The organism is Stenotrophomonas sp. (assembly GCF_036662295.1).
Taxonomy (GTDB): domain Bacteria; phylum Pseudomonadota; class Gammaproteobacteria; order Xanthomonadales; family Xanthomonadaceae; genus Stenotrophomonas.
Window position 1 is genome coordinate 1 of the sequence record NZ_JAVWXA010000111.1, and the last position, 12852, is coordinate 12852.

Here is a 12852-nt window from a genome sequence, read left to right on the forward strand (position 1 = left end):
TGCCATTACCGGGCGCGGCGGCCGCAACGGCGGTCGATCGGGATGCGACCCTACCAGGCTCCACTTCAGCCGTTTCATTGTCGACATTCCTCCATAAAAAAACGGCGCCCCGTAGGGCGCCGTTCCTGATTCACACACACTGACTGCGGCTTTACTGTGCCGCCGTCGCCGTCGCAGCCGCCTTCGGCTTCATCATCGCATCGCGCGCAGCCTTGAACGGGTTGCCCTCGTACCAGTTCGGCCAACGATCACCGCCAGCCAGCTCCTTGCCCACGCCGTAGAGCAGCTGCAGGTCTTCCACGGTGCCATCCAGCTTCCAGGTCGCCGGGTCGAACTCGTCCTTGGGGCCGTGGTAGCGATCGCGACCATAGGCCTCGGCCGCCTTGCGGCCCGCGTCCGCGCCACCCTCGCGAAGGTCTTCACCGCCGTCGGCATACAGCGCCGGCACGCCGGCCTTGGCGAAGTTGAAGTGATCCGAGCGGAAGTAGAAACCACTCTGCACCGAGGTTTCGCCGTGCAGGGTGCGGCCCTGGTTGGCCGCCAGCGGCTTGAGCATGTCTTCCAGCTCGGAACTGCCGAACCCGGTCACGGTCAGGTCCTTGGCGCGGCCGGCCACCGACATCGCATCGATGTTGATCACCCCGGCGATCTTGTCCAGCGGGAAGGTCGGGTGGCTCACGTAGTACTTGGAGCCCAGCAGGCCCGATTCCTCCAGCGTCACCGCCAGGAACACCACCGAGCGCTCCGGCGCCGGCTGCTGGTGGGCCATCGCGTCGGCCACTTCCAGGATGCCGGCCACGCCGGTGGCGTTGTCCACCGCACCGTTGTAGATGTTGTCGCCCTGCTCACCCTCGTGCTTGCCCAGGTGGTCCCAGTGCGCCATGTACAGCACGGCCTCGTCGGCACGCTTGGTGCCCGGCAGCACGCCGACCACGTTGCGCGACTTCTTCTCGGCGATGGTGCTCTTCAGGTCGAAGGAGACCTTGGCCTTGAGCGACACCGGCTTGAAGCCGCGCTTGCTGGCGTCCTTGTAGGCCTTGTCCAGGTCCAGCCCGGCATCGGCGAACAACTGCCGCGCCGCCTCGGCACTCAACCAGCCCTGCGCGGGCAGCCGCGGCTCGGCGTCATCCTTGGCCGGCAGGTCGTACTGCGGGCCGGCCCAGGAGTTCTTCACCACGTCCCAGCCATACGATGCGCCGGCCGTGTCGTGCACGATCAGCGCCGCGGCGGCGCCCTTGCGCGCGGCCTCCTCGAACTTGTAGGTCCAGCGCCCGTAGTAGGTCATGCGCTTGCCGTCGAACAGGGTCTGGTCATCGACGTGGAAGCCGGGGTCGTTGACGAACATCACCACCGTCTTGCCCTTCCAGTCCTGGCCGGCGTAGTCGTTCCACTTCTGCTCCGGCGCATCCACGCCGTAGCCGACGAACACCAGCTCGCTGTTGTCCACCTTCACTTCCGGCTGGCCGCTGCGGGTGCCGATCACCATGTCGGTGCCGAACACCAGGTCACGCGGCTTGCCGGCCTGGTCCAGCTTGAGCACGGTGGATTCGTCGGCGGTGGTCTCGGTCATCGCCACGTCCTGGAACCAGCTGTCGCCATTACCCGGCTGCAGGCCGATGCGCTGCATCTGGTCGCGGATGTAGTTGACCGTCAGCTCTTCGCCCTTGCTGCCCGGGGCGCGGCCTTCGAAGGCGTCCGAGGACAGCGTCTTGACCAGCTCGGCGAAGTCGGCGGCATTGATATCGCTGGCGAAAGCGTGGCCGGGGGCCGCGGCAGGCGCGGACGGGGCGGCGGTGTCGGTCGGTGCGGTGGCTTCGCCCTTGCACGCGCTCAGCGCGGCGGTGGCGGCAAGGCACAACAGAAGTTTACGGGGCATCATCGATTCCTGGATCCAGTGGGCCGGTGCGCAGGGGCACCGGGAGAGGGTATCAATCCTGCGGCGCGGCGTCGGTATCGAAGGCCTGCGGCTGTGCGCCGGTGACCGGCCCGATGTGGGCGCTGCGGTGCACGTAGAGGGTGACCTCGCGCTCGAACTGCAGCGTGCCGGCCACGCTGGCCCGGGGGCCGATGATCACGCGCGGCTTGCGGCCGCCGGTCAGGGACAGGTTGAAGTTCGGCTTCTTGACCCGGATGCCGCCCTGCACCTGCGAGCCGACGCCGACGGTGATGTCACCGTTGACGGTCTCGATGTTGCCGTTCAAGCGCGTCTCCACCAGCCCGATGCCGCCGTTGACCGTTTCCAGGTTGCCGTCGACCTGGCTGCCGCGGTCGATGTAGATGCCGCCATTGACGGTCTCCACGTTGCCGGTGGCCACCACGTCGCGACCGATCCGCAGGTTGCCGTTGACGGTGGACACGCCGGTGGTCCGGGCGCGATCGCCAACCTGGATGCTGCCGTTGACGGTCTGGATCTCGCGGGTGACCACGCCGTCGTCCACGGTGATGCCGCCGTTGACCGTTTCCAGGTCGCCGTAGGCCTGGCCGCTGCTGGCGCGAATGCTGCCGTTGACCTTGCTGATGTCTTCGCTGGCCAGCGCGGTGGCGCTCGGCAGCACCAGGGCCATCAACAGGGGGAGCGAAAGAGCTTTCATCGTGACCTCGTGTCGGGTGTGCGGCTGGCAGGCCGCCTGTGGGGATGTCACCATGCATCGCTACAATCCGCATCTGCCTGAAGTCACTGGAAAGCCCTTGCGCCACAACGCCTTCTCCTCACGCCGGGATAACAAACCGTCGACCGCACGCCACGACGGAGCGGCCCTGCGCCGTTGGGTCGGGCCGGTGCTGGTGGCGCTGGCGGTGTTGTCGATGGGGCCGGTGGCGGCACAGAGTTCCCGCGAGGCCGAGCGCAAGCTGCAGAAGCTGCGTACCGAGCTGAAGGACGTGGCGCAGGAACGACGCACCCTGGAAGGGCAGCGCGGGCAGGCCTCGCGCCAGTTGCGCGACGCCGATGAGAAGGTCGCGCGCACCGGGCGGGTGCTGGCCCAGACCGAGACCGCGCTGCAGCGCGAAACCCGGGCCATGGACGAACTGCAGCGCAAGCGCAGCGACCTGCAGGCCGGCATGGAGCGGCAGCGCGGGGAGCTGGCCGATCTGTTGCGCTCGGCCTACCGCATCGGCAACAACGCGCCGCTGAAACTGCTCTTGTCCCAGGACCGGGTGGCCGACGCCAATCGCCGCCTGGCCTATCACCGCTACCTGCAACGCGAGCGTGCGCGCCGCATCCAGCTGATCACCCACGACCTGGCCGAGTTGCAGGCGGTGGAGGCGCAGATCGTGGAGCGCCGCCAGGCGCTCGAAGGCACCCGCCAGCAGCAGAAGCAGCAGGCCGCGGCCCTGGCCGACGACCGCCGCACCCGCGCGGCCACCGTGGCCAGCCTGGACGAACGCTACAAGGACCGCAGCGAGCGCGAAAAAGCCCTGGGCCAGGATGCCAAGGCGCTGGAGACGCTGCTGGCCAACCTGCGCGCCGCCGCCGCGCGCGCCGAAGCCGAACGCCGCGCCGCCGCCCGCCGTGCCGCTGCGGAAAAGGCCGCGGCCGAGAAAGCCGAGAAGGCCGCCGCCGCCAATGGCACCCGGCCGCCGCCGCGCCCGGGCAAGACGCCGCCGGCGGTGGCTTCGGCCCCGCCACCCAAGGTGGGTGGGCTGGGCTGGCCGCTGTCGGGCAACCTGCTGGCGCGCTACGGCGGCAAGTTGCCCGATGGTCGCACCAGCAGCGGCGTGCTGATCGGCGCACCGGCCGGCAGCACGATCACCGCGGTGGCCGATGGCACGGTGGTGTTCTCCGACTGGATGACCGGCTACGGCATGATCCTGATCGTGGACCATGGCAACGGCTACATGAGCCTCTACGCGCACAACGACACGCTGCTGCGCGATGCCGGGGCCACGGTGAAGAAGGGCGATGCGGTGGCCAAGGTCGGCAACTCCGGTGGGCAGGGTGTCACCGCGCTGTACTTCGAGCTGCGCCGCAATGGCCAGCCGGTCGATCCGGGCAGCTGGCTGCAGCGTCGCTGACAGCCAGCCAAACGCCAGACGGCTGCCACGCCGCGGGTTCAACGGGAATTTATCGTCGCTTCGCGCATAATCGGGCGACGCACCCAGTGCGTGTTGTCCGTCCCCCGCCGACCTGGAGTGCTTCATGCGCGTAGCCCGTACCGCCACCTTGCTGCTGGCCCTGCTGCCGGCGGCGTCCTGGGCCCAGCAGACCAGCGAGGCCGCCGGCCGCGCCAGCGATGCGGCCAGCAACGAAGAGGCGGTGACATCGCGGGTGCCGCTGGAAGAAATCCGGCGCTACGTGGCCGTGTACAACGCCGTGCGTGCGGCCTACGTGGACCCGGTGGATGACAAGAAGCTGATGCAGTCGGCCATCCGTGGCCTGCTGCTGGACCTGGATCCGCACAGCACCTATTTCGACAAGGAAGACGCCGAAGCCTTCGACGAGCAGGCCAACGGCGCCTACGACGGCATCGGCGTGGAGCTGCAGCAGCAGCCGGACAACAGCAGCCTCAAGGTGATCTCGCCGATCGACGACACCCCGGCGGCGAAGGCCGGCATCCTCGCCGGCGACCTGATCATCGCCATCGACGGCAAGCCGATCAGCGCCATCGAAGCCACCGAACCGCTGCGTGGCAAGGCCGGCAGCAAGGTGGTGCTCACCCTGGTGCGCGAGGGCAAGCCCAAGCCGTTCGATGTCAGCGTGACCCGGCAGACGATCCGCGTGACCAGCGTGCGCAGCCGCATGCTGGAGCCGGGCTATGGCTACATCCGCCTGAGTACCTTCCAGGCCGACACCGGCGCCGACTTCCAGAAGCAGGTGGCGCAGTTGCAGAAGCAGGCCGGCGGCCAGCTCAAGGGGCTGGTGCTGGACCTGCGCAGCAACCCCGGTGGCCTGCTCACCGCGGCGGTGCAGGTGGCCGACGACCTGCTGGAGAAGGGCAACATCGTGAGCACCCGCGGCCGCATCTCCATCAGCGATGCGCGCTTTGACGCCACCCCCGGCGACCTGCTCAAGGGCGCACCGGTGGTGGTGCTCGCCGACGCCGGCTCGGCCAGCGCCTCGGAGGTGCTGGCCGGCGCGCTGCGCGACAACGGCCGCGCCCGCGTGGTGGGCAGCCGCACCTTCGGCAAGGGTTCGGTGCAGACCGTGCTGCCGCTGGACAACGGCGACTCGGTCAAGCTCACCACCGCGCGTTACTTCACCCCCAGCGGCAAGTCGATCCAGGCCACCGGCATCGTGCCGGACGTGGTGCTGCAACCGGAAAAGCGCGGCGATGAAGACGCGCTGCCCGCCAGCCTGGCCGATTACAGCGAAGCCACCTTGCCGGGCCACCTGCGCGGCGACGAGGAAGGCGGCGAAGGCTACAAGGCCGGCGACGTGCTGCCCGGCGACGGTCCGATCAACGACGCGCTGGCCGAGTTGAAGCAGCCCGGCTCGGTGTTGGAAAAGCAGAAGGCCGAGGCCGCCAAGGCGGCCGCGCAGAAGAAGCCGGAAGCGAAGGTGGAAGCAAAGCCGGAAGCAAAGCCGGCGGACGTGCCGACCAAACCCTGACCGGTAGTGCCGGCCGTTGGCCGGCTCTGCAATCACCCTCCGCACGAGGTAGTGCCGGCCGTTGGCCGGCTCTGCAATCACCCGTCCGTACGAGGAGCCGGCCAGCGGCCGGCACTACCCGACCGATCCGGGTGTGCGGGGAGCCGGCCAGCGGCCGGCACTACCCGGCCGATCCGGGTTTGTGGGGAGCCGGCCAGCGGCCGGCATCACCCTAGAAGCCGTGTCGCTTGCGCAGCCGCCGTGCGATCGCCGCCCGCACGTATACGCCGTAGCCCAGGCCGAACACGAAGCCGGCGATGTGCGCCCACCAGGCCACCATGCCGAAGCTGGGCCCGATATGGGCAAACACCACCTGCAGCCCGGCCCACACCCCGATCAACAGATAGGCCGGGGCGCGCACGAATTCCAGGAACAGCCCGAGCGGGATCACCACGCCCAGCCGCGCGCCGGGAAATAGGGCCAGGTAGGCGCCGATCAGGGCCGAAACCGCGCCGCTGGCCCCGATGATGATCTGGTCCGGGCTGCCCATGACGTAGATGGCGGTCAGGTTGGAGATCCCGCCGCCGACCAGGAACAGCAGCAGCAGCCGCCAGGGGCCCAGCACGCGTTCGGCCGGCAGGCCGAAAATCAGCAGGAACACCAGGTTGCCCAGCAGGTGAGACCAGTCCGCATGCAGGAACAACGCCGTGAACAGGCGCAGCACGCTGCCATCCTGCAGGGTGGCCCACCAGGCCTGTGGCTGGGTCAGCCCGGTGGACAGGGCACCCCAGTCCAGCCACAGGGTGCGCCGGGCATCGTCTGGACGGGAGATCGACCATAGGAAGGCCCCCCACAGCGCGGCGAACAGCAGCGGGGTGGCCCAGCGCACGGCGGACTTCTTGCGGGAGGGAAGCGATACGAACATGGGTGCCGATAGACTAGCGTGGCGCCGCTTGCGGCGGGGAAATGGCGGGTTCAGCCTGAATAGCCGCCTGGGGGCCAGCCGTTATTGTTTCATTAACCGGTCTGGGTATACTCCAATACGGCGTCGTATGTCGGGAGGGGAATCCGGCGCGTCGGTCGGGTCCGTCAGGACCGGGCCTACGCAGGCGCACGTTGCCAAACATCACCGCAATTCCGGAGAGAACCAAACATGCATACCGCTTCCACGCTTGCCCGCGTCACCGCCCTGGCCGTCGGCATTGCCGGTGTCCTGGCTGTCGGCCACGTCCACGCCGCCGCCTTCCAGCTGAAGGAAAACAGCGCCAAGGGCCTCGGCCGCGCCTTCGCCGGTTCGGGCAGCGCCCAGGGCGACGCCTCGATCATCGCCGTCAACCCGGCCGGCATGCGCCAGCTGGAAGGCACCCAGATCCAGGGTGACCTGAGCGCCATCAGCTTCTCGGCCAAGTACAACGGCACCGGCCGCAAGCCGACCGGCCAGGCCCAGACGGGCGGCGACGGCGGCGACGCCGGCATGATCGCGCCGGTCCCGGCCGCGTACTTCCACATGCCGATCGGCGAACAGGCCCACTTCGGCGTGTCGCTGACCGCACCGTTCGGCTTCAAGACCGAATACGACAACGGCTGGGTGGGGCGCTACAGCGGCCTGAAGACCGACCTGAAGGCGATCGACCTGGGCTTTGCCGCCTCCTACGACGTCAACCCGTACGTGTCCTTCGGCGCCTCGGTGTTCGTCGAGCACCTGACCATCGAACTGAGCAACAACATCGACTTCGGCACCGCGCTGGCGCAGTCGCGCGTGCCGGGCTTCGCCCCGGGCAGCGCCGATGGCAAGCTGACCGTGGAAGGCGACAACAACGCCGTGGGCTGGACCGTCGGCGGCCTGTTCTCGCCGGATGAAAACACCCACATCGGCATCAGCTACCGTTCCAAGGTCGAGCACAAGATCACCGGCGGCGACGCCACCTTCGACGTGCCGACCAACGCCGCTGCCGTGCTGGCCGTGGCCCAGCCGGGTCGCTTCACCAGCACCTCGGGCAAGGCAACCCTGACCCTGCCGGCCTCGGCCACCCTGAGCGTGACCCACAACGTCAACGACCGCTGGACCGTGATGGGTGATGTCACCCGCACCGCCTGGTCGACCGCGTTCGACCAGGTCACCATCGACTACGCGTCGGCGCAGCCGGACTCGGTGCTGGAATTCGGCTACCGCGACACGACCTTCGTCTCGCTGGGTACCGACTACAAGCTGAGCGACACCGTCACCCTGCGCGGCGGTATCGCGCTGGACCAGACCCCGACCACCAACGCGCACCGCGACGTGCGCGTGCCCGACACCAGCCGCAAGTGGCTGTCGCTGGGCGTGGGCTGGACCCCGTCGGAGAACATGGAATACAACTTCGGTTATACCCACCTGTTCACCAGCGACCCGGACGTGAACATCGCCGGCACCACCAACAACCAGGGCAATTCGCTGACCGGCAAGTACAAGGTCCGTGGCGACGTGCTGGCGGCTTCGTTCAACTACAAGTTCTGATCGACGCTGCAGCACCGGTTGTTTGAATGCAGAAGGCCCCGCGCAAGCGGGGCCTTTTGTTTGCGGCGTCGCCCATGAGCGGGGTGGATGCCGGATTGCGCTGCAACGGCGCGCGAGTGCATGGCCGTGCGGCTTGGGTCGGCTACAGGTGGGGCGCACACCGATGACCGACCAACGGCCCGCGCGGCGGCTGGTCCTCGCATCAAACCAGGCTCGCCATCAGCAGCGCTTGGAGCGCCCCGCGGCATAGCGCAGCCCCTGCCGCACCTGCGCGATGAAATTCGGATCGCGATACACCGCCTCGTCATGCCCCAGGCCGGTGTACCAGCTGCGGCCGCCGTCGAAGGCATGGCACCACGTGATGGGGTGGTCGGCGCCCAGGGTGCCGCCGCGATACAGGCTCTCGTCCACCGTGGCCACCACCTGCACGCGCGGGCGCGGGTTGTCGCGGTAGTTGTAGAGTTCGTCGCGGATCGGCCAGGCCTTGCCGCGCGCTCGGCCCTTGCGTTCGGGTTGCACCCGGCTGTCCTGCAGGCCCGGCGGATGCACCTGGAACCACGCGCCCACCAGCTGGCCATACCACGGCCAGTCGTACTCGGTGTCGGCGGCGGCATGCACGCCGACGAAGCCGCCGCCGGCACGGATGAAGCCTTCCAGCGCCGCCTGCTGCGCGTCATCGAGCACATCACCGGTGGTGCTGGCAAATACCACGACCCGGTAGCGGGCCAGGTTGGACGGGGTGAAATCGGTGGCGGCCTCGCTGGCATCGGCCGACATGCCTTCGGCGGCCGCCACGGCCCTGAGCGTGGCGATGGCCGTGGGAATCGAGTCGTGGCGGAACTGCTCGGTCCGCGTGAACACCAACACGCGCTCGGCCGGCATCGCGGCGTGCGCGGCCGCGCCGAACAGCGAGACCAACAGCAGGGCCAGGGGCAGGGCAGTACGCATGGCCGGATTCTGCCATGGATCTGGCCCGCCCCGACCGGCGCGACGGGGCAGGGCGCAGCGACGCACGCGTACAATCCCGCACCGACCCCGCGCAGCGTGGGTCATGACGTTTGACAAGGATCTGCACATGTCGCCTCGCGCACTTCGTTCCACCCTTTTCCTCGGCCTGGCCGCACTGTCGGCGCCGGCGTACGCGGCCGACTTCGCTGCGTGCTTCACCCTCACCCCGGGCCTGTCCTGGTCCAACGGCGATGAAACGCTGACCATCGACAAGGCACGCTTCACCGGCCAGGACGCGATCCGCGTCACCAGCGCCGGCGGTGGCATCGGGACGGCCAGCTACTACGACGCCAGCGGGCGCCAGTTCCTGGGCCAGGAACGCTATGGCATTGCCGCCTGGGGCGGCGATGCGTCCAGGCCGGTGATGACCGAGACCTACAACCCGGCACCGACCTTCCCGGCGCAGGCCACCCCGGGCGCGCGCTTCGTCGTCGACGGCAAGGGCGAACGCACCCACCATGTGGAAGAGACGGTGGAGCCGTTGGCGTACGAAGGCTTCTCCGATTACACCTTCGTCGGCTTCGAGGACGTGCAGGTCGAGATCGGTGGCGCGGCGCGCACGTTCAAGGACACCTGCCACGTCAGCGCGACCTTCGAGGACAACCGCATGGAGGCCTGGTATGCCGCCGGTTTCGGGCGCATCCGCTTCGAGCGCTACCTGGGCGATGACCTGCTGATGCGCAATGAGATCGAGGCGATCCACGCCGAATGACGCGCCCGGCAGCGCGCATGAAAAACCCCGCTTTCGCGGGGTTTTTTGTTTACCGGCCAGCAGCGCCGATCAGTCGCCCAGGGTCAGCAGCGAGGCATTGCCGCCGGCAGCCGTGGTGTTCACGGTGACGGTTTTTTCCGTGGCAAAGCGCAGCAGGTAGTGCGGGCCGCCCGCCTTGGGGCCGGTGCCGGACAGGCCCTGGCCGCCGAACGGCTGCACGCCGACCACCGCCCCGATCTGGTTGCGGTTGACGTACACGTTGCCCACGTTGATGCGCGAGGCGATGCGGTCGACGGTTTCATCGATGCGCGAATGCACGCCAAGGGTGAGGCCGTAGCCGGTGGCGTTGATCTGGTCGATCACCGCATCCAGCTGGTCGCCCTTCCAGCGGATCACATGCAGCACCGGGCCGAAGACTTCCTTGTGCAGCTGGTCCAGGTTCTTCAGCTCGTAAGCGCGCGGGGCGAAGAAGGTGCCGTGGGCCGCGGCTTCGCTGAGTTCGGCCGCGGCGATCAGGCGCGCTTCCTTCTCCATGCGCAGGGCGTGGTCCTGCAGGATCTGCAGCGCGTCGGCATCGATCACCGGGCCCACGTCGGTGGACAGCAGGCCGGGGTCGCCGACCTTCAGTTCGGCCATCGCACCAGACAGCATGGTCATCACCTTGTCGGCGATGTCGTCCTGCACGAACAGCACGCGCGCAGCCGAGCAGCGCTGGCCGGCGGAGGTGAAGGCCGAGCCGATCGCATCCTTGACCAGCTGCTCGGGCAGCGCCGAGGAGTCGGCGATGAAGGCGTTCTGGCCGCCGGTCTCGGCGATCAGCACGCCGATGGCGGCATCGCGGGCAGCCATCGCGCGGTTGATCGCGCGGGCGGTGTCGGTGGAGCCGGTGAAGGCCACGCCGGCCACGCGCGGGTCGGCGGTGAGCGCCGCGCCCACGGTGGCGCCATCGCCCGGCAGGAACTGCACCACGCCCTCGGGCACGCCGGCCTCGAGCAGCAGCTTCACCGCATAGTAGCCGATCAGGTTGGTCTGCTCGGCGGGCTTGGCGATGACGCTGTTGCCGGCGGCAAGCGCGGCGGCCACCTGGCCGAGGAAGATCGCCAGCGGGAAGTTCCACGGGCTGATGCACACGAACACGCCGCGGCCATGCAGCTGCAGTTCGTTGGATTCACCGGTGGGGCTGGGCAGCTTCTCGGCATGGGCGAACTGCTCGCGCGCCTGCTTGGCGTAGTAGCGCAGGAAGTCCACCGCCTCGCGCACTTCGGCGATGCCGTCGGGCAGGCTCTTGCCGGCTTCCTTGACGCACAGCGCCATGAACTCGGGCAGGCGCGCTTCCAGCTGGTCGGCCGCATGCTCCAGGATGGCGGCGCGGCTGGCGGCCGGGGTGCGGTTCCAGGCCGGCTGCGCGGCCACGGCATTGGCCAGCGCCTTCTCCACGGTGGCGCTGTCGGCCGGCTGCCACTGGCCCACCACCTGGCGGGTGTCGGCCGGGTTGGTCACGTTCAACAGCGCGCCGGTCGGGGCGGCACCGGGCACCAGCGGCGCGGCCTGCCACGGCTTGACGGCGGCGTTGAGCTGCCCGGCCAGGGCGCGCAGGTCGTTGTCGTTGGCGAGATTGACGCCCATGGAGTTGGTCCTGTCATGGTTCTGGCTGCGCAGCAGATCGACCGGCAGCGGGATTTTCGGATGGGGGATGGACGCGAACGAGGACACCGCCTCGACCGGATCGCGGATCAGGTCGTCGATGGCCACCGCGTCGTCGGTGATGCGGTTGACGAAGCTGGAGTTGGCGCCGTTTTCCAGCAGGCGGCGCACCAGGTAGGGCAGCAGGTCTTCGTGCGAACCGACCGGTGCGTACACGCGGCACGGCACGGCCAGGCGATCGGCCGGCACCACTTCGGCATACAGGTCATCGCCCATGCCGTGCAGCTTCTGGTGCTCGTACTGGCCGCCCTTGGCGATCACCTTCACCGCGGCGATGGTGTGCGCGTTGTGGGTGGCGAACATCGGGTACAGCGCATCGGCATGGGTGAACAGGCGGTGCGTGCAGGCCAGGTAGGACACGTCGGTGTTCTGCTTGCGGGTGAACACCGGGTAGGCGGGCAGGCCGTCGATCTGCGCGCGCTTGATCTCCGCATCCCAGTACGCGCCCTTGACCAGGCGCACCTGCAGGCGGCGGCCGATGCGGCGGGCCAGGTCGGCCAGGTAGTCGATCGTGTACGGGGTGCGCTTCTGGTAAGCCTGCACGACCACGCCGAAGCCTTCCCAGCCGCTCAGCGAGGCATCGCTGACCACCGCTTCGATGATGTCCAGCGACAGCTCCAGGCGGTCGGTCTCCTCGGCATCCACGGTGCAGCCGATGCCGTAGGACTTGGCCAGCTGCGCCAGTTCCAGCACGCCCGGCACCAGCTCGGCCAGCACGCGCGCGCGCTTGGCATGCTCATAGCGCGGGTACAGCGCCGACAGCTTGATCGAGATGCCCGGGGCCGCGTTGACGTCGCCGTCCGGGCGGCCGCCGCGGGCCTTGTGGTCGCCACCGATGGAGTGGATCGCGCGGCGGTAGTCTTCCAGGTAGCGCTTGGCGTCCTTCATGGTCAGCGCGCCTTCGCCAAGCATGTCGAACGAATAACGGTAGTTGGCGTTGTCGCCCTTGTGCGAGCGCGACAGGGCCTCGTCGATGGTGCGGCCCATGACGAACTGGTGGCCCATGATCTTCATCGCCTGGCGCACGGCCAGGCGGATCACCGGCTCGCCCACGCGGCCGATCAGGCGCGCGAATGCACCGGGCACGTCGCTGCGGGTGGCATCGTTGATCTGCACCAGGCGGCCGGTGAGCATCAGGCCCCACGTGGAGGCGTTGACCAGCACCGAGTCGCTGCCGCCCATGTGCTTCTTCCAGTCGGCGTCGGCCAGCTTGTCGCGGATCAGCTTGTCGGCGGTGTCCTGGTCGGGGATGCGCAGCAGCGCCTCGGCCACGCACATCAGCAGCACGCCTTCCTCGCTGCCCAGGTCGTACTGGCGCATGAAGGCTTCGATCGCGCCCTGGTCCTTGGCACGCACACGCACACGGGCGACCAGGTCGGCGGCCAGCGCCTGCACCTTCGCCTG

General features: G+C 68.7%; 9 protein-coding genes. 4 read left to right on the top strand and 5 right to left on the bottom strand.

The features are described 5' to 3' along the window. Positions 1–151 precede the first annotated feature (151 nt). Complete coding sequence (locus RSA25_RS16460; protein WP_332809922.1) at positions 152–1876, bottom strand: M28 family metallopeptidase; 1725 nt, start codon at positions 1874–1876, stop codon at positions 152–154. A gap of 52 nt (positions 1877–1928) precedes the next feature. Continuing rightward, positions 1929–2591, bottom strand: a complete 663-nt coding sequence (locus RSA25_RS16465; RefSeq protein WP_332809923.1) for a hypothetical protein — start codon at positions 2589–2591, stop codon at positions 1929–1931. A 214-nt stretch (positions 2592–2805) separates the two neighbouring features. Here RSA25_RS16465 and RSA25_RS16470 point away from each other — a divergent pair, with 214 nt between their 5' ends. Together RSA25_RS16470 and RSA25_RS16475 are read left to right on the top strand one after the other, a co-directional pair. Continuing rightward, entirely contained in the window at positions 2806–4014 is a 1209-nt protein-coding gene (locus RSA25_RS16470) for a peptidoglycan DD-metalloendopeptidase family protein (protein WP_332809930.1), read from the top strand. Positions 4015–4138: 124 nt separating this feature from the next. Further along, a complete protein-coding gene (locus tag RSA25_RS16475) occupies positions 4139–5548 on the top strand; it encodes a S41 family peptidase (RefSeq protein ID WP_332809924.1) in 1410 nt (469 codons plus the stop codon). Between the two features lie 211 nt (positions 5549–5759). Here the strand turns inward: RSA25_RS16475 and RSA25_RS16480 are convergent, their stop codons facing one another. Next, a complete protein-coding gene (locus tag RSA25_RS16480; RefSeq protein ID WP_332809925.1) occupies positions 5760–6452 on the bottom strand; it encodes a rhomboid family intramembrane serine protease in 693 nt (230 codons plus the stop codon). Between the two features lie 228 nt (positions 6453–6680). Between RSA25_RS16480 and RSA25_RS16485 the strand changes: the two genes are divergently transcribed. Beyond that, entirely contained in the window at positions 6681–8024 is a 1344-nt protein-coding gene (locus RSA25_RS16485) for an outer membrane protein transport protein (RefSeq protein ID WP_332809926.1), read from the top strand. A 219-nt stretch (positions 8025–8243) separates the two neighbouring features. Here the strand turns inward: RSA25_RS16485 and RSA25_RS16490 are convergent, their stop codons facing one another. Continuing rightward, positions 8244–8972 (bottom strand): ThuA domain-containing protein, encoded by a 729-nt coding sequence (locus tag RSA25_RS16490; RefSeq protein ID WP_332809927.1) that lies wholly within the window; start codon positions 8970–8972, stop codon positions 8244–8246. Positions 8973–9099: 127 nt separating this feature from the next. Here RSA25_RS16490 and RSA25_RS16495 point away from each other — a divergent pair, with 127 nt between their 5' ends. Then, positions 9100–9744, top strand: coding sequence for a hypothetical protein (locus tag RSA25_RS16495; RefSeq protein WP_332809928.1), 645 nt, complete (start codon positions 9100–9102; stop codon positions 9742–9744). 69 nt (positions 9745–9813) lie between these two features. On the opposite strand, the gene putA is transcribed toward RSA25_RS16495, so the two are convergent. Beyond that, the coding region (putA, locus tag RSA25_RS16500; RefSeq protein ID WP_332809929.1) for a bifunctional proline dehydrogenase/L-glutamate gamma-semialdehyde dehydrogenase PutA at positions 9814–12852 on the bottom strand (3039 nt) is incomplete at its 5' end.